This is a genomic window from Bernardetia aquimarina (assembly GCF_042180575.1).
Taxonomy (GTDB): domain Bacteria; phylum Bacteroidota; class Bacteroidia; order Cytophagales; family Bernardetiaceae; genus Bernardetia.
Window position 1 is genome coordinate 5,608,392 of the sequence record NZ_CP170094.1, and the last position, 26,501, is coordinate 5,634,892.

At 31.4% G+C, this 26,501-nt stretch carries 23 protein-coding genes; 12 read left to right on the forward strand and 11 right to left on the reverse strand.

Going from position 1 to position 26,501, the window contains the following annotated elements:
• The first annotated feature begins 115 nt into the window (after window positions 1-115).
• Window positions 116-1,051, forward strand: coding sequence for a C40 family peptidase (locus tag ACE193_RS24160; RefSeq protein WP_375560752.1), 936 nt, complete (start codon window positions 116-118; stop codon window positions 1,049-1,051).
• A 104-nt stretch (window positions 1,052-1,155) separates the two neighbouring features.
• Here the strand turns inward: ACE193_RS24160 and ACE193_RS24165 are convergent, their stop codons facing one another.
• The 3 genes from ACE193_RS24165 to ACE193_RS24175 all read right to left on the reverse strand — a co-directional run bounded on the left by ACE193_RS24165 (window position 1,156) and on the right by ACE193_RS24175 (window position 4,201).
• Window positions 1,156-1,896: a methyltransferase family protein gene (locus tag ACE193_RS24165; RefSeq protein ID WP_375560753.1), complete on the reverse strand. Its 741-nt coding sequence runs from the start codon at window positions 1,894-1,896 to the stop codon at window positions 1,156-1,158.
• Window positions 1,897-2,006: 110 nt separating this feature from the next.
• The gene (locus ACE193_RS24170) at window positions 2,007-3,050 is read right to left on the reverse strand and encodes a GSCFA domain-containing protein (RefSeq protein WP_375560754.1); all 1,044 of its coding nucleotides are present in this window, start codon (window positions 3,048-3,050) and stop codon (window positions 2,007-2,009) included.
• 239 nt (window positions 3,051-3,289) lie between these two features.
• Entirely contained in the window at window positions 3,290-4,201 is a 912-nt protein-coding gene (locus ACE193_RS24175; protein WP_375560755.1) for a succinylglutamate desuccinylase/aspartoacylase family protein, read from the reverse strand.
• A 325-nt stretch (window positions 4,202-4,526) separates the two neighbouring features.
• On the opposite strand from ACE193_RS24175, the gene ACE193_RS24180 reads away from it, so the two are divergent.
• Both ACE193_RS24180 and hisIE read left to right on the forward strand, forming a co-directional pair.
• The gene (locus ACE193_RS24180) at window positions 4,527-5,141 is read left to right on the forward strand and encodes a DUF2179 domain-containing protein (protein WP_375560756.1); all 615 of its coding nucleotides are present in this window, start codon (window positions 4,527-4,529) and stop codon (window positions 5,139-5,141) included.
• 142 nt (window positions 5,142-5,283) lie between these two features.
• Entirely contained in the window at window positions 5,284-5,913 is a 630-nt protein-coding gene (hisIE, locus tag ACE193_RS24185) for a bifunctional phosphoribosyl-AMP cyclohydrolase/phosphoribosyl-ATP diphosphatase HisIE (protein WP_375560757.1), read from the forward strand.
• 346 nt (window positions 5,914-6,259) lie between these two features.
• Here the strand turns inward: hisIE and ACE193_RS24190 are convergent, their stop codons facing one another.
• Window positions 6,260-6,634, reverse strand: a complete 375-nt coding sequence (locus tag ACE193_RS24190) for a winged helix-turn-helix transcriptional regulator (protein ID WP_375560758.1) — start codon at window positions 6,632-6,634, stop codon at window positions 6,260-6,262.
• 156 nt (window positions 6,635-6,790) lie between these two features.
• On the opposite strand from ACE193_RS24190, the gene ACE193_RS24195 reads away from it, so the two are divergent.
• Together ACE193_RS24195 and ygiD are read left to right on the forward strand one after the other, a co-directional pair.
• Window positions 6,791-7,678 carry an SDR family oxidoreductase gene (locus tag ACE193_RS24195; protein WP_375560759.1) on the forward strand — a complete coding sequence of 296 codons (888 nt, stop codon included), beginning with the start codon at window positions 6,791-6,793 and terminating at the stop codon, window positions 7,676-7,678.
• Between the two features lie 428 nt (window positions 7,679-8,106).
• Complete coding sequence (gene ygiD / locus ACE193_RS24200; protein ID WP_375560760.1) at window positions 8,107-8,994, forward strand: 4,5-DOPA dioxygenase extradiol; 888 nt, start codon at window positions 8,107-8,109, stop codon at window positions 8,992-8,994.
• A gap of 584 nt (window positions 8,995-9,578) precedes the next feature.
• On the opposite strand, the gene ACE193_RS24205 is transcribed toward ygiD, so the two are convergent.
• Entirely contained in the window at window positions 9,579-10,886 is a 1,308-nt protein-coding gene (locus ACE193_RS24205) for a dicarboxylate/amino acid:cation symporter (RefSeq protein WP_375560761.1), read from the reverse strand.
• Window positions 10,887-11,075: 189 nt separating this feature from the next.
• On the reverse strand, window positions 11,076-12,053 hold the full coding sequence (locus ACE193_RS24210; RefSeq protein ID WP_375560762.1) for a sterol desaturase family protein: 978 nt from the start codon (window positions 12,051-12,053) through the stop codon (window positions 11,076-11,078).
• 196 nt (window positions 12,054-12,249) lie between these two features.
• On the opposite strand from ACE193_RS24210, the gene ACE193_RS24215 reads away from it, so the two are divergent.
• Window positions 12,250-13,695 (forward strand): bifunctional folylpolyglutamate synthase/dihydrofolate synthase, encoded by a 1,446-nt coding sequence (locus ACE193_RS24215; RefSeq protein ID WP_375560763.1) that lies wholly within the window; start codon window positions 12,250-12,252, stop codon window positions 13,693-13,695.
• An 87-nt stretch (window positions 13,696-13,782) separates the two neighbouring features.
• Here ACE193_RS24215 and ACE193_RS24220 read toward each other — a convergent pair whose 3' ends face one another.
• Window positions 13,783-14,244 (reverse strand): PA2169 family four-helix-bundle protein, encoded by a 462-nt coding sequence (locus tag ACE193_RS24220; protein ID WP_375560764.1) that lies wholly within the window; start codon window positions 14,242-14,244, stop codon window positions 13,783-13,785.
• Window positions 14,245-14,488: 244 nt separating this feature from the next.
• On the opposite strand from ACE193_RS24220, the gene ACE193_RS24225 reads away from it, so the two are divergent.
• Window positions 14,489-15,244, forward strand: a complete 756-nt coding sequence (locus ACE193_RS24225) for an SGNH/GDSL hydrolase family protein (RefSeq protein WP_375560765.1) — start codon at window positions 14,489-14,491, stop codon at window positions 15,242-15,244.
• A gap of 80 nt (window positions 15,245-15,324) precedes the next feature.
• Here ACE193_RS24225 and ACE193_RS24230 read toward each other — a convergent pair whose 3' ends face one another.
• Window positions 15,325-15,774, reverse strand: a complete 450-nt coding sequence (locus ACE193_RS24230; RefSeq protein ID WP_375560766.1) for a protease complex subunit PrcB family protein — start codon at window positions 15,772-15,774, stop codon at window positions 15,325-15,327.
• Window positions 15,775-15,814: 40 nt separating this feature from the next.
• Complete coding sequence (locus ACE193_RS24235; protein WP_375560767.1) at window positions 15,815-16,831, reverse strand: bifunctional heptose 7-phosphate kinase/heptose 1-phosphate adenyltransferase; 1,017 nt, start codon at window positions 16,829-16,831, stop codon at window positions 15,815-15,817.
• Between the two features lie 247 nt (window positions 16,832-17,078).
• On the opposite strand from ACE193_RS24235, the gene ACE193_RS24240 reads away from it, so the two are divergent.
• Complete coding sequence (locus ACE193_RS24240; protein WP_375560768.1) at window positions 17,079-18,872, forward strand: ATP-binding protein; 1,794 nt, start codon at window positions 17,079-17,081, stop codon at window positions 18,870-18,872.
• A gap of 409 nt (window positions 18,873-19,281) precedes the next feature.
• On the opposite strand, the gene pdxH is transcribed toward ACE193_RS24240, so the two are convergent.
• Window positions 19,282-19,938, reverse strand: coding sequence for a pyridoxamine 5'-phosphate oxidase (gene pdxH, locus ACE193_RS24245; protein WP_375560769.1), 657 nt, complete (start codon window positions 19,936-19,938; stop codon window positions 19,282-19,284).
• A 326-nt stretch (window positions 19,939-20,264) separates the two neighbouring features.
• On the opposite strand from pdxH, the gene ACE193_RS24250 reads away from it, so the two are divergent.
• On the forward strand, window positions 20,265-21,014 hold the full coding sequence (locus tag ACE193_RS24250) for a DUF1573 domain-containing protein (RefSeq protein ID WP_375560770.1): 750 nt from the start codon (window positions 20,265-20,267) through the stop codon (window positions 21,012-21,014).
• Between the two features lie 151 nt (window positions 21,015-21,165).
• Window positions 21,166-21,669, forward strand: a complete 504-nt coding sequence (locus tag ACE193_RS24255; RefSeq protein WP_375560771.1) for a dihydrofolate reductase — start codon at window positions 21,166-21,168, stop codon at window positions 21,667-21,669.
• A gap of 76 nt (window positions 21,670-21,745) precedes the next feature.
• On the opposite strand, the gene ACE193_RS24260 is transcribed toward ACE193_RS24255, so the two are convergent.
• Window positions 21,746-22,378, reverse strand: a complete 633-nt coding sequence (locus ACE193_RS24260; protein WP_375560772.1) for a hypothetical protein — start codon at window positions 22,376-22,378, stop codon at window positions 21,746-21,748.
• A gap of 551 nt (window positions 22,379-22,929) precedes the next feature.
• Here ACE193_RS24260 and ACE193_RS24265 point away from each other — a divergent pair.
• Window positions 22,930-25,785, forward strand: a complete 2,856-nt coding sequence (locus ACE193_RS24265; protein ID WP_375560773.1) for a 2-oxoglutarate dehydrogenase E1 component — start codon at window positions 22,930-22,932, stop codon at window positions 25,783-25,785.
• Window positions 25,786-25,948: 163 nt separating this feature from the next.
• Window positions 25,949-26,449: a hypothetical protein gene (locus tag ACE193_RS24270; protein WP_375560774.1), complete on the forward strand. Its 501-nt coding sequence runs from the start codon at window positions 25,949-25,951 to the stop codon at window positions 26,447-26,449.
• Window positions 26,450-26,501 lie beyond the last annotated feature (52 nt).

The following is a 26,501-nucleotide window of genomic DNA, read 5'->3' on the forward strand; positions in this document are numbered from 1 at the left end:
TTTTGTAGATTTACGCTTTCTAAAAATTAATTTTAGAAATTAAAGCAAAAACAGTAAGGTCTAAAACACCTACTCCCACACTCACTAATATTATTTTTTACTAAAATCCAACTATATGGACTTTAAACGTACTTCATTATCCTTTCTTTGTGCGTCTCTCATTTTTACTTGTGCAGCTTTTACCGTTTCACCATCAAAAATAACGAAACCTACTTCTAAAACTACAAATAAAAATAACAGAACTAAAAAATCAAAAAAACGTTCTCATAGCCTTATTATCGCCCCTACATCATTCAGTTCTGTTTCTTCTAGTTCAATGTCTTCCCTCCACTGTTTTCAAACACCTTTAGATTTTTTGCCCACTTTTTATTCGGTTACTAAAGACACTACAATTACAGAAAATAGTATTTTAGAAATTACTTCTGATGATTCAGAAAATCAGCAAGTTGATATGTTATCTTTATTAGATGAAGAAGCTAATCAAAAGACAAACGAAAATGATATTGAATTAGATGTAGAAGAAATTAATACAATAGATTTTTCTACTCCTAATAACCTTGTTATTGCTCCCCAACTATTAGAAAGAGTTGTTATAAGAGAAAACTTTATCACTTCCTTAGTTGATATTGCTGTGGCTCAAGAAGGTGTTCCTTACGTACATGGAGGAAAATCTCCAAAAGGTTTTGATTGTTCTGGTTTTGTATCGTATGTGTATAGCCAGTTTAATATAAATCTCCCTGCCTCTTCTAGTTCGTATGACCACGTAGGTAAAAAAATATCTTTAAAAGACGTTCAAGTAGGCGATATACTTTGTTTTACAGGTCGAAATTCACATTCTGGACGTACAGGACACGTCGGAATTGTGGTAGAAAGTAATCCTAATGAACCTATCAAATTCATTCATGCAGCATCAGGAAGTAGAAGACAAATTACATATAGTACAATGGAAAGTAGTTATTACAAACCTCGTTTTCGTTCTGCTCGTAGAATTGCAGTTCCTATTTTGGAAGAGATTTTAGAAGAAATAGAAAGTACTGAAAGTGCAGAATAGAAGTATTATACCACTCTTTTTTTATAAAAAAAATAAAAAAAACGGATTCAAATTAGTTTGAATCCGTTTTTTTATTGACTTTTTTCTAGTTAGTTTTATTTTGATTATCTCCCTTTTACATCTAATACTTTCGTAAATTTCTTTAGTATTTTGAGTGTTCCGAAGATGACTAAACTTACTCCAAAAATAATATACCACTCATTAGGCAATCCATACATAAAGGTTTTGAAATAATAACGAATACCAATAAAAACAGTAAAAATAAGCATCAAAGCAAAAAAACCGTTGTATTCACGTTTCAAAACATTTTTAGCAGAAAATTCTAAATTTGCACCATTAAAATTAGAAAAACGAGGAATAAATGGAGGTACATTCTCAGCCCAATCCAAATATTGCTGTCCAAATTTGTTACGTAAAAAATATTCTTCAGCATACATAATACGCTCATAATATAACCAATAAGCCAAAACAAAACACGTAATAAACCAAAAATGAGCCGTTAGCATTGCCACTCCGAGCCACATCAAGAAATTACCCACATAAAGTGGATGTCTGATGGCAGAATAAATTCCACTTGTATTTAGTGTTTCGGCTACTTGTTTTTTAGTATTTCTGCCTGAAGTTCCTTTTGGCGTGTGTCCTACGGTATAAGCACGTACAAACTGCCCTAAAAGTCCGACTGCCAAACAAATATATTCATAATAGGGAAACCACTCTGGAAAACCTTGATTTTTGGCTTGCCACGCATAAATTCCTAATGCTACAAAAACAAACGGAATAGGAAGTGTTCCTCTGTGTTTGAATAAAAAATTACCTTCTTTGTCTAATTCTTCAATTAATGCCATTTAGTGAGTTCGATTATGAGTTTAATAATTTTTGAACAAATAAATGTTCTTGATTTTTTTGTGCTGCAAAGGTAAGTTATTTTATTTAGCTCGTAAAGTTTATTCAGCGTTTATAATGGTTTTGTAGTGCTATTTTTCAAAAAATCCATTTCTTTTTGTATATCAATTTGAAATTCTTTTTCTAATTTTTCTAAATCAGAAATCAATTTTTGAGTAAAATCTTGATGTGTTTTTCGATTTGGAAAAAACGGTTTATGAGCTAAAGAAGAAGCTATTTTTTGCCATTTTTTTAAGAATAACTGTGTTTTATCATCAAAGTAATTTTCAGAAAATTTCTGCCAAATATATTCTATCGCTTGAGCATTTGGGTGCAATAAGTCAGATTCATAAAAACGATAATCACGCAAATCATCTAAAACGAGTTCATAAGAAGGAAAATAATTTACGTTTTCAAAATTTTCTATAAGAGAATGTGCCAAAACTCTCAAAATAGACTTACTGACACTGTTTTCTACCAATCCTTCCTTCAAATGACGCACAGGACTGACTGTAATTATAATTTGTTTCTGCTTTTGCTGTTTTGTTGTGCTAAAGGAATTTATTTTTTTGATAAAATTTTCAAACTTTGTTTTTGCTTCTTCTAAATCAATTAGTTTTTTATCGAATAGATTTTTTGGTTGTTTGTGACAATTTGAAATCGGTGTTTTTTTATCAGAATTTTTATTATTTCCCTCAATCAATTCATACATAAAAGCCGTTCCGAAAGTCAGAATAATTGTATCTGCTTGTTCTAAAAATTCAAAGGTTTGCTGTGCTTTTTCTTTTATAATCTGTTTTAATTCTTCTTTATCTTGACTGGCGATTTTGGAATGCAAATGATAATTATAAAAAACTTCATCGTGCTGGATATAGAACCTTTCTAAATTATCTTCTAGTTTTTGTCCTGTTTTATCCTCTATTATCCATTCTAAAAGCTGAATAACTGAAAGAGGATTAAAAATAACGCCAAAAGGATTAATGAGTGTTTTGAATTTATTTTCAAGCAACTTTTGTCCAATATTTTCTGAAAAACAAGAACCCATCAAAACTATCTTGCTAGAAAGAGTTATTTTTTTTTGTGTTGGAGTCGGACTTATTTCGGTTCTGAATTTCACGTTATTGAATTTATGAGTTGATTTTAGAATTTAGTTTAGTACACTGTTTCAAAAGTTTATTTATATTTATTACGCGTTCAACTCTGAGGAGTTGAACGAAACGCTTCCTCAGAAGCGTGATTCAAGCAAATAAATGACGCTTCTGAGGAAGCGAAACATTCAGTTCTGAGGAACTGAATGCACAGTTAAAAACATTGAAAAACTTTTGAAACAGTGTACTTAGGAAGAGAGTTATGATTTTATTTTACAATAAAAAAACCATCATTTCCATCATCTTGATACAAAGGCATCAGAATATAACCATTATAAGGCGAACGAATTTCTTTTTCATCTTGATAAGCTAATAACTGACCTTTTTCAATACTATCAAAGTTTCCAAAGCCTTCTAACATCTTGAAAGTTGAATCTTTTGGTATTTTATGGATGTATTCACAGTTTAGGTAATTAGGAACACCAGTTCGGATAGTTTCTCCTAAAGAATGTTCTAGATTTGGAATAGGTTGAGAAGTCATTTGAAGAGCTTTCATGATACGCCAAACTCCTAAAATAAGGTTATTGGCAGAATTTTCTTTTCCTATTGTTCCTCCTTCAAAGGCAAAGGTTTCATAATTCCATTGTTCCATGTAGGTCATGGCAGTTCCTGCTAGTTTTTTGTCAAGACCTAAAATTACAGGAATCTCTAAGACTTTTGCAAGTTCGTCATCTGTTGTTATTGTTCTGACCACAAATGCTCCATTTGGTGCAGAAGTAGTATGCAAATCTATCAAAATTCTTCTTTTGTAGGTATCATGAGGAATAACTCGTAATACCTCAATAAGCTGACGCAACTCTTCATATTCTGAAATGTCAGAGTCGTGTGGGATATTATCAATCAAATCATTGAGCCAAATTCTATTCAAATCTGTTTGTAAATAACGTTTTTTGGCTTTGAGTGCTTGTAGATTTCCTCCAATAGCTACAAAATGTCCATTGAAAAGACGTTTATCCAAATGAGAAATTAAATATTCTAAAGCATCATAACCTGCCTGTTCGTTTCCGTGTAACCCACCAATACAAACCAAAAGAGTTTGGTTATCTCCTCCCGATATATTTCCAATGATACGCTTAAAAACTGTTGGTGTATGTGTGGTTGCCTGTGATTTTTGAGTCATTTATTTATTGAAGAATTCAGATGAAAAAGAGCATGTAAAACTCTAATAAAAACCCTAAACTTTCCAGTATGTTGTTGTAGAAGTTTAGGGCTAATTTTATATAGTACGTAGAACGAAATGCAAAGATACAAAAATCTAAATTTTATAAAATCTAATTTTTGATAATTGAAATTCTATCTGAATTGAATAGCTAATGCTAAGAATGATTAAATGTAAAGGGTTCTGTTTTGTCGCTAGTTTAAATCTTACGACTTTTGCACCAAATTAATTTTTTATTCAGAAATAGAGTTTAATTTAACTCTAAATTTCGTCAAATTGTAGTTCTATGCAAGATTTTTTTTATCAGTATCTCAATGAAGATACAATTTGGGTTTATGCCTACATTATCCTTCCTATTCTTATTTTCTTGGCTCGTCTGACTGATGTTAGTCTTTCAACACTACGAATTGTTCTTGTAACAATGGGAAAACGCAATATTGCGCCACTTATTGGTTTTGTTGAGGCTTTTGTATGGCTGCTCGCTATTGGTCAAATTATGCAAAACTTAACTAATATAATGTCTTATTTGGCGTATGCAGGAGGTTTTGCAATGGGAACATATTTGGGAATGTGGTTAGAACAACGAATTGCTTTAGGAATGGTAATGGTCAGAGTTATTACAGGAAAAACGGCTGAACATCTTATTTTAAAACTAAAAGACACCAATTATAGATTTACACATTTGCAAGCAGAAGGGAAATATGGTGATGTAGGTGTAGTTTTTTCGATTGTGAAAAGAAAAGAATTACCTAAGTTTTTACACTTAATAAATACACACAATCCCAATGCTTTTTATACCATAGAAAATATTAGACATGTACAAAATACAGATGATATTCCTACTTCTGATTCGGGTACATTCTCTCGTGTGGTCAGAAAAATAAAAACAATTAGAAAGTAATTGAGGGTTTAGAATAAAATGAATTAGTAATCTTTTTTGAAAAATGTAGCTTTATAGTTTACTTTTGTAATCCTTAGATTAAAAATAAAATTATTTGTAGAGAAAAGGTTTGTCTTTTCCTAGCTAGTAGCCTAAAAATAAAATGAATATAAACGAAAAAATACAAAGCCAACAAATAGACTTCGAAAAGCAAAATGGACTTGTTCCTGTCATTATTCAAGATTCTAAAACCATGCGTGTTTTGATGCTTGGTTTTATGAATCAAGAAGCCTTCGAAAAAACGCAGAAAGAAAACAAAGTGACTTTTTTTAGTCGAACAAAAAACCGTCTTTGGACAAAAGGAGAAACCTCTGGAAACTTTTTGCATGTACAAAAAATGCACTTAGATTGTGATAATGATACACTTCTGATTTTTGTCAAACCTCAAGGTGAAGTTTGTCATACAGGAACAGATACATGTTTTGGCGAAGAAAAAAATACAGCTAATATTCATTTTTTGCAGCATTTAGAAAATACGATTGAAAGAAGAAGCCAAGACACAGAAGAAAATACAAGTTCTTATACAAATAAACTTCTCAAAAGTGGTGTTCATAAAGTAGCGCAAAAAGTTGGCGAAGAAGCCGTCGAAGTAGTTATTGATGCAATGAGAGGAAACAAAGAACGATTCAAAGAAGAATGTGGCGATTTATTGTACCACTTGCTTGTCTTGATGCAATCTCAAGATGTCAAAATTGATGAGGTAATGGAGGTTTTGGAAAAAAGACACCAGTAAAACAGTTACCAGTAAGTAGTAACCAGTTAATACAGAATACTTTTTTTTGATAAATTGTATTCTGTATTTTTTTTAACCTTATTTTAGGCTAATCGCATATAATTTGGGCGTTTTTTTGATTTTTACTTTTAAAAATTAAAAAAAGAAATCATAGTGTACTTGTAGTTCAAAAGGCTTGCCTTTGACTTGTTTGGTAGGTATTTTTTATGCTTTAATTAAAATAAATACAGTCAAAGGCAAGCCTTTAACCTACTAATTTCAAAATTAGAATTTATGAATAATTTAGAGGGCATATAAAATCTATTTTACACAAAAACCTTCGTTTTTTGGTGAGATTAACCTAACCCTATTTTGATTTTGAATATTTTTCTCTTGATTTTTTTATGTTGTCTATATTTATTTTTGCCCAATTTACAAGCGTTTCTATGTGAGGAACAAGACTTTCTCCCATATCAGTAAGTTCATATTCTACACGAGGAGGAACTTGAGGATAAATAGTTCGCCTGACCAATCCATCTGACTCTAAACCTTTTAGAGTTACAGAAAGCATTTTTTGTGATATACTCTCAATATATTTATTTATTTCATTAAAACGGAGTATTTTTTCTTCGTGCAAAATCAATAAAATAAGTATTGACCACTTGTCGCCTACTTTATCAAGGACATTTCTGACAGGACAATTATCTACATCCGAATATTTTTCTAAAGTTTCTTTTTTCATAACTAACTGATTATCAGCAATAATAACGTCAAGGTAAGTGAGTGATTTTGTTGTAAGCTCTTGTAATAACAAAAGTAACCTTTTATCTTCGACTAACCAAAAGTTAGTTACTTTATTTTAGTTTGTAAAATTAAATCACAGAAAAATAAGAAAGTCATGAGCAAAATATTAATTACAGGTGCGACAGGTGGACTAGGAAGCAATGTTGCAGAATTTTTAAAAGAAAAAATTGGAGCTACAAACATTGCCGTTTTGGTAAGAGATAAAAATGCTGAAAAAGCAAAACACTATCTTGAACAAGGTTTTGACATTCGTGTTGCTGATTATGACAATTTAGATGCTTTAAAAATTGCGTTTGCAAATATTGATATGCTTTATTTTGTGTCTGGAAGTGATATTAATAATCGCTTATCACAGCATGAAAATGTAGTCAATGCTGCTAAAGAAGTTGGAATAAAGCATATTCTTTATACAAGTACAGTAAGAAATGATGAAACGGAAAAATCGCCACTTCATCTTGTTGTTGATGCACATATTAAAACGGAGGAATGGATTAAAGAATCAGGAATTACTTATACAATTCTTAGACATAACCTATATGCAGAAGTTGTTCCTATGTTCATCGGTTCGAAAGAGCAATTACAGGAAACTAAAACAGTTTATTTACCTACTGGCGATGGAAAAACAGCATTTGCTCTAAGAAAAGATTTTGCTGAAGCAGAAGCAATCATTTTGAATGAACCTGAAAAACATGCCAACAAAATTTATGAGTTTAATGGAAGCAAGCTGATAACATTCAATGATATTGCTACTTATTTATCTGAAGTAATAGGTGAAACGATTAATTATGTTTCTCCAACAGTTCCAGAATTTGAAGCGACATTAAAATCTGTAGGTTTGCCAGCCGAAATTATTGGTATGACAACAGGTTTTAGTTTGGGAATAGCAAGTGGCGAGTTTGAGAAAACAAAAAGTGATTTGGAAACTATTTTAGGTAGAAAAACTCAAATTCTTTCTTCATTTATTAAAAAAATGTATAAATAATGAGTTATAAGTAATTGAGCTAAATTCATTTACAACTTATTTATTAAGCATCTTTTTTAGAATGAAACCCATAACTTTAGTTATGGGATAGTTTCTGCTCCTTTTCTCCCACGATTAAAATCGTGGGTTTTGTTATATGTAATTCTGTCCAATTACTTATATTGAATTATCAAAATACTAGGGCAAACGCACGAAATTTTATTTTTTAAGAATTAGTTCAAGCGAGGAGGCTTAAACCAGTTTTTGTCTAATTCAAGCGTCCTCGCTTGAATTTTAAAACTAAAAAAATAGGTCAAAAAGAGTGTAAAATCACACATTTTATTTTCGTGCGTTTGCCCTATCAAAATCCTAAGTTTTATAAAATGACTTAGGATTTTACCTACTTTATTTGTGTATTTTTCCTAAAATTGCTAATTATTGAATTTACAATGACTAGAAAAGACTTTTTAAAATCACTATTACTTTTACCATTATTAAGCACTTCCATGAAATTGAAAGAGTTAGATAAAATGACTTCATCGCTGAGTAAGACAAGTAAAATGCCTGTATTATTTTTAGGTCATGGAAGTCCAATGAATGCTATTGAAGAAAACGAATTTGTTGTCTCATTCAGGCAATTAGGAAAAGATATGGTGCGTCCTACTGCCATACTTTGTATATCAGCTCATTGGGAAACAAAAGGAACTTTTGTTACAGCTATGCAAAATCCACGTACTATTCATGATTTTGGAGGATTTCCAAGAGAGTTATTTGAGGTGCAATATCCAGCTAAAGGAAGTCCTGAATTAGCTCATGAAACAAAGAAAATAATTACCAAAACAGAAGTAGGTTTAGATGAAAAATGGGGACTTGACCATGGCGCATGGAGTGTAATCAAACATCTCTATCCAAATGCTGATATTCCTATTATCCAAATGAGTATTGATTATTCAAAACCTGCTCAATATCACTATGAGTTAGCCAAACAAATAGCTAGTTTGCGTGAAAAAGGAGTTTTAATTGTGGGCAGTGGAAATATAGTACATAATTTAAGATTAGTAGCTTGGGATAAATTGAATCAACCTTATGCTTTTGATTGGGCAACCGAAGCAAATGAAAATATCAAAAAATACATCTTAAATGATGACCACCAAAAACTTATCAATTTCAAATCACAAGGAAAAGCATTCGAACTAGCCATTCCAACTCCAGAACATTACTTGCCTATCATTTATACGTTAGCATTAAAAGAGGAAAATGACAAAATAGATATTTTTAATGATAAACCTATTGGTGGCTCGCTTACAATGACTTCAATAAAAATAGAAGCAAGTTAGAATGACTTTTTATAAAAAAATACAGAATACAGTTTTTTGAGAAATTATATTCTGTATTTCTATTTCTTAGCAGGGCATGTTCATAAAAAATATATATTCTTGTAAATATGTTTAATCAAGCAAATTATAGTATTTTTTTGACTTTGACAGTCCTTTCAGAAGGCTGTCAATAGTTGAAAAAATAAAGAGTTGTGGGTTAAACTATTGTCAGAGTTATTTTGGATTACCAAAAACTACTGACAAAGTTTTTATGAACATGCCCTGTATTTCTTAGGAGTATAAAATGAATAAATTTACACTTTGAAAAATTCACGCATTAATCAACAGGGTTTTAACCCTACTGTTTACCCACATCTTTTTTAGAACAAAAAATAGTAAATTTTGAATAAAAATTCAGTATTTGTAGGGAAAAGGCGTGCCTTTTCCCTACTCAAATTCGATATTTCGGCTTTTTTACTTCAAAAAAAGCAAGTTTCAGACTTGTGGGTAATTGATAGGGTTTTAACCCTGTTTTTATAAATAGCTAAAAATGTAAATTTATTTTTTTAGTCTTCCTTACTTTATAATCTCCATTTTTCTAATTCTTATTCCCCATCTAATCGTTCATTTTCAGATTTTGCCACTAAAAGAGAAACTGTTGCATCTCCTGTAACATTGACAACCGTTCGGCACATATCCAAAAGTCTGTCTACTCCCAAAATAAGATTAATTCCATCAGAAGGAATTTTTGCCTGTTCCAAAACAATAACAAGCATCAAAATACCAGCCCCTGGAACAGCAGCAGCACCCACAGAAGCCAAAGTAGCTGTCAAGACAATTCCAAGTTGTTGTACAATAGTCAAATCCATTCCATAAGCCTGAGCGATAAAGAGAGCTGCAACGCCTTGATACAAACTTGTACCGTCCATATTTACAGTTGCACCGACAGGTAGAACAAAACTTACAATTTCTTTGGGAACACCCAAAAATTTGTTCACTCTTTCCATCGTAACAGGCAAAGTAGCTGCACTAGAACTGGTAGAAAATGCTAAAAGTTGAGCAGGCGCAATTCCTTGAAAAAACTGGAAGGGATTGTAACGAGCAAGAACCATCAAAACAACCACATAAAAAACGACCATCAAAAATAGTCCTAAAATTACAGTCAAACAGTATAAACCAACTACCTTGAAAAGTTCGACTACTTTATTCAAATCTCCTTCTGCAAAATCTACAATCAAAAATGCAAGAAGCGCAAAGACACCATAAGGCGCAAAGAGCATTAGTATTTCTACTATTTTTATGACCAAATCATTGAGAGCATCAAATCCTTTTTTAATAATCTCACCCTTTTTAAAATCAATCATTACTAAAGCGACACCAAACAAAACAGCAAAAAATATCACTTGAAGCATATTTTGATTGTTGGTAGCTGCTGCTACGACGTTATCAGGAACAATGTCGATGATAGGTTGCAATGGATTTGATTCTTTTACAGCTAATGCCTTTTCTTTGCTAGATTTTGTTTTGGCTTCATATTTTTGAGCAAATTCGGCTCTTTTTTCTTCCGAAAATGCTTTACCAGGTTGAATTACATTTGCCAAAACAAGTCCAATAGTAATAGCTACTACTGTTGTAATCAAATAAATGACTATTGTGCGAGTACCCAAACGAGAGAGTTTTGAAATATCACTCATACTTGCAATTCCCTGTATCAAAGAAATAAATACAAGAGGCATTGCAATCATTTTTAATGAATTTACAAAAATCTTTCCCCATGGTTGAATCCAATCAGCAACAAAGCCACTCCAACCCATCAGAACGGCACTTATTCCGAATACGACACCGAGTATCATGCCAATAATAATTTGCCAATGTAGAGCGAGCTTAAAAGATTTTCTAGGGGATTCTTTCATGAGTGATAGTTTTGTAATAATGTTTTAGGTAATTAATTCGTCTAGAATTAAAATATAATTCAAATATAGTTGTGTTTCTCTTAAACAACAAATGAAGTTTGTTTTGGCTTTCAAAAAGCAAGTTGATTGTGAAAAATACTTTACTCCAGTTTACGCAGTATTTAATTTTTCTTTAAATTGGTTTGCCTATTACTTTGTCTTTTCATTCGGATTATACGTACCAGGAGGGCTAAAAAGAACTTTAAATGCTTGTTTTGGAGAGCGTACTTTTCTTAAATCTTTTGCAATATCCACAAATTCATGAAAAACCAAACGAACAGGGTTTTTTGTATTAATAGGCACAGTAATTCCATATTTTGCTTCTTCTCCTTCGGGTTCGAAAGTACCAAAAATTCTGTCCCAAATAATAAAAGTAGAACCAAAATTCTTATCTAAATAATGTTCATTTGTTCCGTGATGAACTCTGTGATGCGATGGTGTAACAAAAATATACTCAAACCAAATTGGCATTTTTCTGATTTGTTCGGTATGAATCCAAAACTGATTCAAAACAGCTATTTGATGACAGATAAAAAAGGTCAGAGGATGAAAACCCAAAAGAGCCACAGGAACAAAAAAGATAACTTTAAGCTGCTGAACCCAAGAAAGACGAAAGGAAACCGTAAAATTATAATCTTCCGAAGAGTGATGTGTAACATGAGTAGCCCACCAAAAACGCTGACGATGCGCCACACGATGCGCCCAATATCTACAAAAATCTAAAACAATAAAACAAAGAATAAATGACCACCAAGAAGGCTCAACATAAAGAGGAGAGATACTAAAAAAGAATAAAATGACACCAAATGTAAAAACTTTAGCAAGTGCTGTAGAAATAAGATTACCTAATCCTATCAAAACAGAAGGTAAAAAAGTGTGTTTGTTGTAAGTTTGTCGTTTATTTTGTTTTTCAGTACCATGCTCTTTTTTTTCTTTTCGTTCCAAATAATATTCTAAGGCTACCAAAGAAAGCATTACAGGAACTGCCCAAACAATAATTTGAGGTAAATTCAAGTCATTGATTTGATTATTGAAAGTTTCTAAATTATCAAAATTAAAAATAGGTTTTTGAGTCAAGTTTACTAAAAGAGAGGATAAATAAAATAAAAAAACAGAAGAAAATAACATAAATATGTTTTTTGATAAAAAAATGAAGTAATTGTTAGACGAAATAATAATCTATAAATGCAAGTTACTATTTTTAAATCTTTTTGAGAAACAGCTTTTAAAAAAACATTTGATGTGCCTTGATTTAGTTGCTTTTCTAATTAAATTTGTCTTATCATAATTAGAATCACAAACTCCTTAATTTATACTTTTTACTTTGCTAAATTATCAAGAAACCTTAGATTATCTTTTTGCACAACTTCCAATGTTTCAACGAGTAGGAGGAGCAGCTTATCGAAGCGATTTATCAACCATCAAAATTCTGTGTAAGCAGTTGGGCAACCCAGAGCAAAAATTTGATACCATTCATGTAGCAGGAACAAATGGAAAAGGTAGTACTTCGCACATGATAACCTCTGTTTTGCAAGCAGCAGGATACGATGTTGGACTTTATACATCGCCTCATCTCAAAAATTTTACAGAACGAATTAAACTAAACGGACAAGAAATCGAACAGGATTTTGTCATTGATTTTGTGGAAAAAATCAGAACTACAATTACTTCTATATCGCCTTCTTTTTTTGAAGTTACTGTCGCCATGGCATTTGAATATTTTGCGTATAAAAAAGTAGATATTGCTATTATTGAGGTCGGAATGGGGGGGAGATTGGATGCTACGAATATAATTTCGCCTTTGATTTCTATTATTACAAATATTGGTTTTGACCATCAGCAGTTTTTGGGAGATACTTTACAAAAAATTGCAGCCGAAAAAGGGGGAATAATTAAACCAAATACACCAGTAATTATCAGTCAGAAGCAAGAAGAAACAACAGAAACCTTTAAAGAAATTGCTCAAAAAAACAATGCAGAACTTATTTTTGCAACAGATAATTTTGAAGTAACTCCAACAATTTATAGTTATGATGATGATTCGAAAAAAAGTAATTTTGATATTTCTACTATAACAAATCACAAAAATTTAAACGCAACCGAATTGCTTTATCTTTACACAGATATAGAATTAGATTTGAAAGGAATTTATCAAAAACAGAATCTGGCAGGAGTTATTTGTGCCTTAGAAAAACTAAAAACCATTGAATCAAAAAGAAGAATACTCAAAGAAGTAGAAGTAGAACAAGAAAAGCAAAATCCATATTTTACTTTCACAGAAGAAAACCTAATTGAAGGACTAAAAAACGCAGCACAAAATACAGGATTAAAAGGGCGTTGGTACAAATTGAGCAAAGAAAATAAAAAACCAACAATAATTTGTGATATTGCACACAATGAAGACGGAATAAGCCAAGTTATTTCTCAATTAAAGATAGAATTAGAGAAAGGAAAATATTCTACATTAAGAATAGTTTTTGGAGTTGTAAATGATAAAGATTTGGACAAAATTTTTACCCTTTTACAAACAAAACTTCAAGAAAAAATTACACAAAAAACAGTATTTTATTTCTGTAAACCTGATATTCCTCGTGGATTAGAAGTCAGTATTTTGAAAGTCAAAGCAAGTGGGTTTGATTTAGAAGGGCAAGTTTATGAAAGTGTAAATGATGCCCTAAAAGCTGCAAAAGAAGATTCTAGTTTAGGTAAAAATCAAAATGACTTTATTTATGTAGGAGGAAGTGCATTTGTAGTGGCAGAAGTAGTGTAGAGTAGCTTAATTTGAGCAAAAAAATACTCATACAATTCAATGTATGAGTATTTTTTTGAAAAACTTAATTTTCATAGATTCTAATCTCTAGCTTTGTGCTTCTTCTGCGTGTTCGATAGTTTCCATTCTTTTCCATATTGTATAACGAGCATCTTGCAACACTTTAACTGATGAAATTGGCATTTCAGTTTTGTTCTTCAAAACATCATCCATTTCGTCTAAGATATATTTTTCACCACGCTCACATTCTTCTAAAATAGATTCTGTGTTGTCAGATGATAAAATTGCTTTAAAGTCTAGCCAAAATTTGTGTACAGAACCTAAAGCTGTTCCGTCAGTTCTACCTTGAGTTACAGCAGGTGTCCCCAAAGCAACTAATTCTTGGTTGATGGCATTCAGGATACCTTCACGTTCTTTGGCAAATGTTGTAAATAATGATTTTAGATGAGGCGCATCAACTCGCTGAGCTGCATCTTTATAGCCTTGTACTCCGTCGATACATAATTCTGCAATGTCTTTTAAATACTCTCTTGTTTTGTCGGTATTCATAATGAATTAAAAATTTAGATTAAAAAATAATATTATTTAAAATATTGTAATGATAAAAGTAATTTTTATATTGATAAAATTTTGATATAGCAATATGAAAATTACACTATAACAACACGAGTATTAGGAAAATGTTTGTTATAATTGAAGTTTTTCTATAAAAATCATTTTTTGCTAGAAATTTAATAAAAAACTATGTATTTTGAACTCTACTGCATAAACTATTCTAAACTTTATTCCTCTTATGTTCCAAAACTTTTTAAACTCCCTGCTTTTTACTTTTTGTATATTCTTGTTTTTTTGTTGTAGCACTGTTAAAACGACAGATAAAGAAGGGACCAATAAAAAAATAAATTATCTTGCTTTAGGAGATTCTTATACAATCGGAGAGAGTGTCAAGATAAGAGAACGTTATCCTGTTCAGCTTGTCGAAAAAATAGAGTTTTTATCAAAAAATGAAACAAATAAGGAGGATGAAAAAAACAGAATTTACTTTGAAGAACCTCAAATTATAGCCAAAACAGGCTGGACATGCGAAGAACTTTTGACAGCCATTCGTTTGGAAGAACAAAAAAATGAACTCAAACAAAAATATGATATTGTTTCTCTTTTGATTGGTGTCAATGACCAATATAGAAATTATGATAGTACAAAATATGAACAGCGTTTTGAAAAAATATTACAAAAAGCCATTAGTTTGGCAGGAAAAGATGCCTCAAAAGTATTTGTGATTTCAATTCCAGATTGGGGAGTTACAGACTATGCCAAAAATAAAAAAATTGATGCCCAAAAAGTAGCTACCGAAATTGATTATTATAATAAAATAAATAAACAAATAGCATTGAAACACAAAGTGGATTATTTTGATATAACTCCTATTTCAAGAAAAGCTACTTCTGATAAAGATTTGATTGCAAAAGACGGTTTGCATCCATCGGCAGACATGTATAAAGCGTGGGTAAAACTAATGGCTGAGGATGTTTTGAAAATGATAAAATAAATTCAGAATTGAAAACTATAAAAAAAACGGTTTCGAATATAATTATTCGAAACCATTTTTTTTGCTTTTTAGCAGCTATTTTACTTTGTCATTTGTTCAAAAATAATTTCTTTATTTGTTTTTTTGATAGTTACAGCGTGCATAGGATACGTCAGAGCCATAATAAGCATGGCATCTTTTGGAGGGTCTGTTTCTTCATAAAAAACTGTTATTTTATCCTTTGTTTCGAAGATTTTTTTGATTTCTATATCAAAACCACCTGTGTTTTTCATTCCAGCCATTACCATCAAAAGCGTATTTTTGTCATAATCCACTTCTAAAAGTTCTTTCGGCATATTATTATTATTAGCCACTTCAAAATCGTTCAAACCCTCCTTGTTTTGAACTACTTTTGAGCCTTCGGTTTCACTGCCCAAAGACATGGTTTTGAAAGTCGTTTCAAAAGAAATAGAATCAGTATTTTGTTTTTTAGTTGATTTACAAGACGAAAATGATAAAAATAAAGAAATACATAAAAAAATAAATTTCATAGAGTTAAAAAAATTAAGGATTAAAAATTAAAAAATGATACTAAACAACTACTTTCTTCTTAGCTTCTTGTTTGAAAATTGATTTGTCTATCGGAACAACTCCCAAGGATTCACAAACCAATCCTCCACCCAAATTAGCTAGTTCAGCTACTGTTTTTAAAGGCAATTTTAAAGCCATGCAAAGCCCTGCAATACTCACAACAGTATCACCAGCCCCTGAAACATCAGAGATTTCTCGCTTATGAGCAGCTATTTGATGATTTTCATTTTGGTTAGCAATATAAACACCATGTTCAGAAAGTGTAATCAAGACAGATTTGAGTTGCATTTTTTGTGCAAGTTCTTGGACAGCAATCGCTATTTCACTTTCACTTAAATTATTCAAATCCGTATTTTTGACAGAATTTTTGATAATAATATCTCTTCCCAATCCTTCCTGTAATTCTTTCAAATTAGGTTTGAAAAGAGTTGCATTTTTGTAGTGCCAAAAGTTTCTTTTCTTTGGGTCAATGACTGTTGGAATATCATTTTGATTAGCAAAATCTATCAATTCTGAAATTACTTGTTCTGTCAAAACTCCTTTGTCATAATCTTCAAAAATAATTACATCAGCTTCAAGAGCTAATTCTTTTACTTTATTGATTAATTGGTTGCTTTCATTGTCTGAAATAGAGTTTGTTGTTTCTGAATCAATGCGAAGAAGGTGCTGCGAACCTGCCAAAATACGGTGTTTTATGGTTGTAGGACGGTCTTTGCTATGAATAATTCCACGTACATCAATATTTTGTTGCTCAAACATTTCGATAAGAGTTTGACTTTCTTTGTCATTTCCTACCACCGAACACATAATTGTTTTTGCACCCAAAGATTTGAGATTCAGTGCTACATTAGCAGCACCTCCAAGCCTACTTTCCCTATCTTTTAAGCTCACAACAGGAACAGGTGCTTCTGGCGAAATTCGATCAACTTTTCCCCATAAATACGAATCTATCATTACATCTCCAATAACAAGAGCTGTAAGCGTATTAAAATTTTCAAAAATAGAATCTAATGACATTTTATAATAAAAAATTAAATGGCTTTATTTTGTTTGAATTTTGTTTGATATTTTCATTTTGAATCAAACCTATTCGGCAAAGGTCGTAATTATTCAAGTAATTAATAAGGAATTAATCAGTAAAAATTCTAAATTTGTACTTCTATTCAATTTTAGGTTTATTTTTAGAACTAGATTTTTAAGAGTTGTCTAAAAAATGTATATTCAATAGTAAAACGATTACAAAACTCTACTCTTATTTTTTGATTTGCCAGACTCTTCCATTCATATTGATTATTTTGAGGCATTAGCCAAGCTTACTCGTAGCCAAAAAGCCGAACTAAAAGACTTTTCGGAAGCTGTAGAAGAAGTAATTCAGACTGCCATCGACACATTAAAAGTTAGCAGTATAAATTTATGGCTTGTCGATAAAGACAAAAATCAAATAAAATGCGTAGCTCATTCTCAACAAGAAAATATATCTGTTTCGAATGCAAATTTGGATAATGAAAGCATGCCCATGTATTTCGAAACAATGAAAGAAGGACAATTAATTGTTTCGAATAATGTATATGAAGATGATAGATTGAAAGAATTAATAGAAACCTATTTTACGCCTAATTCTATTACTTCAATTATTGATATGCCTATTCATATTGAAGGGCAGTTTAAGGCTGTTTTGTGTTGTAATCACAGTGAACAACCTCGTGAATGGAAAATTAGAGAACAACAATTTATACTTGCTATTGGAAATATTATTGCACTTCTTTTAGAAATTTGGGAGCATAAACAAACCGAACAGCGTCTTATTCATAACGATAATTTACTTAGAGGAATCAACTCTTGTATTTTCCAGCTTTTTACAAATCCTAACTTTCAAGATGGATTAGATACAACGGTTTCTACGATTGGAAAAGCAACTAAAACAGATAGAGTATTTATTTTTCAAAATTTTTTGAATGAACAAAAAGAAGAATGCTGCAAAATTATTCATGAATGGACAAGCCAGCCTCAATACAAACAAATTCATAATAGTAAGTGGCAGTATGTAAATTATAAATTAGCAGGATTGGAACGTTGGAGGAATCAACTTGAAGAAGGAAAGGGAGTCAAGAATATAGCTGAAGAACTTACACCTTTGGAAGAGTATTTTTTATGGAGCAAGCACGCAAAATCCACACTTATTGTTCCTATTTTTATTAATGAAAAAGAGTTTTGGGGTTTTATAGGATTAGAAGATTGTTCTGGAAAACATATATGGACACTTACAGAAGAGAGCTTTATTTTTAATCTAGCTATCACTATTGGAGGAATCTTAACAACACAATATGTTGAAAATCTACTCAAAGAAAAAAATGAGCAACTCAAAAAAACAAATGATGAATTAGACCAATTTGTATATAGTGTTTCGCATGATTTGCGTGCGCCACTTACTTCTGTAATGGGAATTTTGCAACTGCTCAAAACAGATATTTCAACGGTTTCGAATGTGAATATGTATCTTCAATTAATTTCGAAAAGTATTACACGACTAGATAATTATATTCGTGAAGTATTGAGCATTTCAAGAAATAGTCGTACAAGAATAGCAAATGAAAAAATTGATTTTGAAGAGATTGTAGAAGAAATAAAAGAGGACTTGGCTTATTTAGATGAATTTAAAGATGTTAGTATCAAAGTAGATATAAATTCTAAACAAGAGTCAATCTTTTTCAAAAGTGATAAAATTCGTGTGAAGGCTATTTTTGATAATCTTATTTCAAATGCAATTCGTTATCACAATCCATATCAAGATGAGAGGTTTGTGAAAATAACAATTCACATAAACGAAAAAGAAGCTAGAATAGATATTACAGATAATGGTTTAGGAATCAGTCAAAAACACATAGAATATATTTTTGATATGTTTTATAGAGCTAATGATCAAAAAATGGGTTCAGGTTTAGGGCTTTATATTGTAAAAGAAACTGTTCTAAAGCTAGGGGGAACAATAGAAATAGATTCAACTCCAAATGAAGGAACTACTTTTAGTATTGTCTTACCAAATAATATAAAGAAGTAAAGTCAGAAGTTTTATCTATTAATTAAACGTTATCACGGTTATTTACAGGCATTCAGCAAGTTATCTAAAAACAAAGCAGTCTTATTTTTCCATAGCGACAGGTTGCAAACCTGTCGCTATGGAAAAATGAACATTACTAAATTAACCGTGATAAAGTTTATTGAAATACTATTTATTTTGCTTTTTGGTATTTACTTCTTATTTCAAACTTCTGACCTTATTCTAACATGAACTCGGTACTATATTCTTGCTTTATGTTCCTGTCAGACACTTCAGAGTGTCAGACAGCTATGTTGGGCTAAATTGTCTGACACCTTGAAGGTGTACTGACAAAATAGTTCGCAAATCAGCTAATAAAGAAGCAGAGCACTGATAAATACAGAAATTCTAATACCGAGTACACGTTATTCTAAGGTGCTAATCTAACGATTTCCCAAGTAGATTTTTGTTCGTTGTTTTTTTCTTCCAAAACATAAGTAATTCGGTCGTGCAAACGACTTTCTCTTCCTTGCCAAAACTCTATATAATGTGGAATCAAACGGTAGCCTCCCCAATTTGCTGGTCTTTCGATAGTATTTGTTTTGTCATAATTTTCTTGAGCAGAATCAAAAAGACTTTCTAATTCTTTTCTGCTATCTAAAACTTTACTTTGTGGAGAAGCTATTGCTCCAAGTTGGCTTCCAATCGGACGGCTTTCAAAATATTCAGATGATTTTTCAGCACTAATTTTTTCAATTTTTCCTTCTATTCGGACTTGTCTTTCTAGCTCTGCCCAAAAAAATGTCAGACTAGCATAAGGATTTACTGCCAAATTTTCACCTTTCCTACTTTCATAATTGGTATAAAAAACAAAACCCTCATCAATACTTTTCAATAAAACGACACGAGCTGAAGGACGATTATTGTTTCCTACCGTAGAGAGTACCATCGCATTAGGTTCTGCTGAAAGTTTGGTTTCTAAAGCCTGTTCAAACCAAAGCTTGAATTGCTCCATTGGGTTTGCTAGAGCATCTTTAGTATCAAACTCAGCCTTTTTATAATTTTGTCTTAAATTTCCTAAATCCATAAAAATAATAATTGATTGTCAAATTTTAATCTGTGTAAAATTACGAATTAATCAATAACATTTTTGTAATAAAGGTGTTTGAAGATTGCAAAATAAATGATTTGTAACACTATTATTTCTAGAATAAAAAAACATACTCTAAAATTAAGAAAAAAATAGGCACGAATTTTTCATTATTCGTAGAGTACTAAAAAAACAATTTTAGTTTAACATCTCATTAACACTTAAATTTTAAGAAAATATCTGTTTTGAATTACTAATTTTGTATTTTTGTCAATATCAGAATTTTCTTAATATCATTTTCATCATTAAAAACCGTATTAGCAATGAAAATCACAAAATACTCTCTTGCATCTTTGGCTTTTAGCTTCTGTTTATTCTTATTTTTATCTTCTAACTCAATGGCGCAAGGCGTTTTTCAGTTTGAAGTAGAGTCTTTTGACTTCGGAACAGTAGAAGAAGGCGATAAAGCTGAAAAAACATTTACGTTCAAAAACACAGGAAATCAACCAATTATTTTAAGTAATGTACGTGCTTCTTGTGGATGTACAACACCAAACTGGACTCGTGAGCCTGTTATGCCTGGTCAGACTGGCAAAATTGAAGTAAGTTATAACTCTGCTGGTCGTCCAGGAGCATTTAACAAAACAATTACAATTACTTCGAATGCAACTGATGCAACAAAAGTTTTGACTATTCGTGGAAATGTAGTAAGTGACCCTGCAAATGACCCAAAAATGACAGTAGAACGCACTACGGTAGCTTTAGGTAAAATCAAAAAAGGAGAAGCTGTTACTTATAAAATTTCTTTCAAAAATGATGGAAAAAAACAACTTCAAGTTCATAACCTAACTAGCAAATGTAACTGTGTGAAATTAGCAGGAAGAGCAACTGCAAATGCTGGCGAAACACAAGAATTAGAAATCGTAATTACGCCAACTCAAACAGGTGATTTTTCAGACGATATCGTAATTTATACAAATAGCCGTTCGCAAGGAACAACTACTATCAAACTTACAGGAACAGTAGTAGAAGGTTCTAGCAGCGTTCTTCGCAACGAAAATTCTGGATTCTAAACTAGAATAAAATAAAATTCTAAAAACCTTATTTGATTTATTTCAGATAAGGTTTTTTTGTGGAAATAATTTGAGAATTTATACAAATCAATAATTTTATAGTAATTTTGAATGAAATAAAATTATAAAGAAAAAATCGTCAACTATTCAAATGAAAATTAGTATTATTACAGCACGTTCGAAAAATGGTGTTATCGGTTCAAATAATTCTCTTCCTTGGAAAATGCCTTCTGATATGCGTTTTTTCAAACAAACTACTATCGGACATCATGTCTTGGTAGGACGTAAAACATATCAAAGTTTTAATATTCAACTTGTGGAGCGTCCTGCACTTATTTTGACTAGAAAATCAGATTATCAGCCAAAATACAAAGAAGACCAAACCATAAATACATTGGAAGAGGGAATCAAGAAAGCCAAAGAACAAAATGAAACAGAGCTTTTTATTATTGGAGGAGGTGAAATTTACAAACAAGCCTTAGATAAGAATCTTGTAACAAATTTATATATTACAGAAATTGATGCAGTTATAGAAGGAGATACTTTTTTTCCAGAGTTTGATAAATCAGAATGGAATATTATCCGAAAAGATGATTTTGCAGCAGGAGAAAAAAATCAGTATGATTATAGTTTTGTCTTGTATGAGAAAAAATAAAACATTGAAAAACATCGTTGGAGACTTTGTTTGAGTTTCAATGACGGTTGATTATTTAATTATTAAGACTTTTACTTTACTCAAGAGAAGAAACATAAATCAAACCTTTATCGACATAAAGTGGGTCATAAGTAGTAGCTTGCCAAAAAATAGGATGTTCTTTTCCTGTATTATGAATATGAAATGCGTTTTTGTAGTCGCCTTTTTCTAAATACTTTCCATAATTAGCAATGCACCACTGAATAGCAATTTGAAGTCCTTTTTCTCCATTCAAATCATCAATAGTTAATCCTTCTTTCACGACGTGATATCCCATAATTTGTAATGCGCCCCACGAAGTAGCCAGCATAGTAAGCTCTTGGGTAGAATAACGTTCTAGATCTTTTTGAGTCAAGTTTCCATACTTTTTTCTTTTGCCATCTTTTACTGCTTTTAGTTTTTCAAAAACATTTGGTTCATAACGACTTTGAGGTGGGTTTTGTGCCGAACATTCCAATAAAACCAAGGCTTTGAAATATTCTGAAGGAGCTTCTAATTCTTCACAAATACGTTCTATTTCTGCGCCATAATTTCGTTCTACTTTTGCGACTGCATTCATCTTTGCACGTTCTGAAAATATAGGTTTGAGTGCGCTATACGAACATGAACGAAAATTCCATATAATATGAACAAGAATAACAGCAACAAATATTTTGAGAAATAAACGCATAAATACAGTATATGATTGAATAATTGATAAAAGATTTATAAAACTACTATTTTTCTTAGCAACAAGCAATAAAGGAGTTGATTTTTACTTAAAACGTAGTATATGGAAAAACAGTTATTACTGAATGGTACTAATTTAGGAGTTATGCACCTTACCTTAATTTTGCATACTACTACAAAAGTAGTATATGATATAGGTCAGTCTTGTATAACAGACTGTTTTTATAGTCAATTTCTTCTATTTTTAGTTTAGTAGTATGGTAACTTTGTTTTATTTAAATTGATCTTGTATTCTATTTTAGTATGTCTTAAAATTTATTATCTAAACTTTGTGTTTAATGAGAGTGAGCTATTGCTTAGATTTACTGTTTTGGCAGGTCATAATTTATTCTTATTCTTTGTAAAATAGACTACTTTATTGTAATTTCGTTCTAAATTTCATAACTTCTCATATACTATTTAGTTTAAAGAATAAAAAACTACAAGAAGCATTTATTCTCCAAATAAAACGAAGAATAAATATAAATGCTTTTGAAAATATAACCCAAACAAATGGACAAACTCTCATACCTTTCCAATGCCGAAAACTCGTATATCGAAGGATTGTATCAAGATTATCAAAAAGATGCAAATTTGGTCGACTCTAGTTGGCAACGATTTTTTGAAGGCTTTGAATTTTCGATGACTGATTATGACACCGAAACAGGAGAAGTTACCAAAATAAATAAAAATGGCTCAAATGGACACGCTATTAGCGTAGAAACAGAAAATCAAAAAAGTTTTGCAGACTCACTTCCTGCTGGAATTGATGATGATAAACTAAAACAAGAAATTTCTGTCAAAAAATTAATTGATGGTTATCGTTTGCGTGGACACCTACAAGCCAAAACAAACCCAGTTCGCCCTCGTAGAGATAGACATGCACGTTTGAAATTAGAAGATTTTGGTTTTACAGAAGCTGATTTAAATAAAAAATTTAGAGCTGGAAATGAAATTGGAATAGGAGAAGCAACACTTCAAGAAATCATTGATAGATTAAAGATGATTTATGAAAGTGGAATTGGTTTTGAATTTATGTCTATTCGTGAGCCTGACGTAAAATATTGGTTCAGAAAAAAAGTAGAAGTTGATTATCCAAAATTCAAGTTAGACCACCAACAAAAAGAACGTATTTTACAGAAACTCAATGAAGCTTCTGTATTCGAAAACTTTTTGCATACAAAATATTTAGGTCAAAAACGTTTTTCTTTAGAAGGTGGAGAATCTACAATTCCTGCCCTTGATGCAATTATTAGTGAAGGAGCAAGATTAGGTGTAGAAGAAGTAGTAATCGGAATGGCTCATCGTGGTCGTCTGAATGTGTTGGTAAATATCATGGGCAAAACGTATGCTCAAGTATTTAATGAATTTGAAGGAAATGTTTCTGACGAACTTTTAGGCTTGGGAGATGGTGATGTAAAATACCACATGGGCTATTCTTCACAAGTAGAAAGTCAAAATGGAGAAAAAGTATATTTGCGTTTAGCTCCAAACCCTTCTCACTTAGAAGCTGTTGCGCCAGTAGTTCAAGGTTATACTCGTGCAAAATTAGATTATTTGCATGGAAGAGATAAAAAGAAAGCACTACCAATTATTATTCATGGAGATGCAGCACTTGCAGGACAAGGAATTGTCTATGAAGTAGCCCAAATGTCAGAGTTAGAAGGATATGAAGTAGGTGGAACAATCCATTTTGTAATCAATAATCAAGTTGGTTTTACGACAGATTTTTATGACGGTCGTTCTTCAAATTATTGTACAGATATTTCACAGCTTACCGAAACTCCAGAAATTCATGTGAATGGCGACGACCCAGAAGCTGTTGTTTTTGCTGTCAAATTAGCTACCGAATACCGTCAGAAATTCCACAAAGACGTTTATGTAGATATGGTTTGTTATCGTAAATACGGACACAACGAAGCCGATGAACCAAAATTTACACAGCCTCATCTTTATAATTTGATTGGAAAACATCCTAATCCTAGAAAATTATATATAGAAAAATTGACAAAAGAAGGCGATATTACAAGCAAACTTGCGAAAGACATGGAAAAGTCGTTCAAAAAAATGCTTCAAGAACGTTTAGATGATGTGAGACAAAAACCACTTCCTTACGAATATCAAGAATTAGAGCAAGTATGGAAAAGCATGCGTCGTTCTACGCCTGAAGATTTTGATACTTCTCCCAAAACATCAATCACACAAGAACACATTGATAAAGTAGGAAAAGCTCTTACAACAATTCCAAAAGATTTTAATGCGCTAAAACAAATTGATAAACTTCTTTCTGAAAGAAATAGAATGTTTTTTGAAGATAAGGTTTTAGACTGGGCAAGTGCCGAACTTTTGGCGTATGGTTCTGTCATTTTGGATGGACATACAGTTCGTTTTACAGGTCAAGATGTGCGTAGAGGTACATTTTCGCATCGCCATGCTATTTTGAGTGATGCAGAAACAAATGAAACGTATAATAATCTTAATCACTTAGAAGGAAAAGATGGAGAAGATTTACCTCCTTTTGATATTTATAATTCTCTTCTATCTGAGTATGGAGTTTTAGGTTTTGAATTTGGTTATGCTATGGCAAACCCGAATGCACTCACAATTTGGGAAGCTCAGTTTGGAGATTTTGCCAACGGAGCGCAAATTATGATTGACCAATTTATTACAAGTAGTGAAACAAAATGGCAACGCACAACAGGTTTAGTTCTTTTGCTTCCTCATGGTTATGAAGGTCAAGGTCCTGAACACTCAAATGCTCGCCCAGAACGTTTCTTACAACTTTCAGCAGAATATAATATTATTGTTGCTAATGTTACAAAACCTGCAAATTTCTTCCACTTAATGCGTCGTCAGATGGCTTGGGATTTCCGTAAGCCTTGTGTTTTGATGTCGCCAAAATCACTTTTAAGACATCCAAAAGTGGTTTCTCCAATCGAAGATTTTACAAATGGAAAATTTGAAGAAGTTTATGGAGATGATTATGCAGATAAGAAAAAAGTAAAACGTGTTCTTCTTTGTTCTGGAAAAGTCTATTATGATTTATTAGACAAACAAGAAAAAGATGAGCGCAAAGATGTTGCGATTGTACGAGTTGAGCAACTTCATCCATTCCCTAAAAAACGTATTTATGAAGAAATTAATAAATATGGTAAGAAAGTAGAAGTAGTTTGGGTACAAGAAGAACCTGAAAATATGGGAGCTTGGCTTTTTGTTTTACGTATGCTTTACAAAGAGTGGATTGAAGAGAAACGCCCTACTTTGAATGTTATTTCAAGAAAAGCGAGTTCTTCTCCAGCAACAGGTTATTCAAAAGTTCACGCCAAAACACAACAAGCTATCGTTGATGAGGCTTTTGAAATAAAGTAAGAATTATTTGTTTTGTAGGTCAAAAGGTTTGCCTCTGACTAATTAAACTAATGACAAAGACCATTTTTTATTTTTTAAAGAATGGTCTTTTTTTATAATTATGCAGCATTTTATAGTTTAATTTCGTGTAGAGAAAAATTATTATTCAATTTTAAAGAATGCTATGAAAAAATATAATTTATGTTTACTGCAATTCAAATTTTTCTTTTTTGTTATATTTCCTTGTCTAGTTTTTTCTATTTCTAGTTGTGATAAATGTGCTGATACAGAATGTTTTACTCCTCCAGAGTCATTTTATTTTCAATTAATTGATAAAGAAACAAATCAAAATTTACTTCAAAATGGAACTTACACACTTTCTGATATTCGCATAAAATCTATTGCAGAAAACAAAGTTCATACTTTGAAAATAGATTCAATAGAATCAAATGGACAAAAAAAAGCTATTTTGATAGACAATGAGATAGGCTGGGAAAATGGAAATGATAATAAAAACTATATTCTGAGTATAAAAGATTCTGTAGAGTATAGTTTTGTTCATTATAGCAAGAAAAAGAGAGGAGATTGCTGTACATTTTATGAACTAGAAGAAATTAGTTCTTTGGAAATAGAGATAATAACTCCTGATTTTAATGAGTTTTTTGTGTATAAACTTGCCTTATAAAATGAGCAACATCATCAAATTCATTTTCTGTGAGAATACTATTTTTACAGAA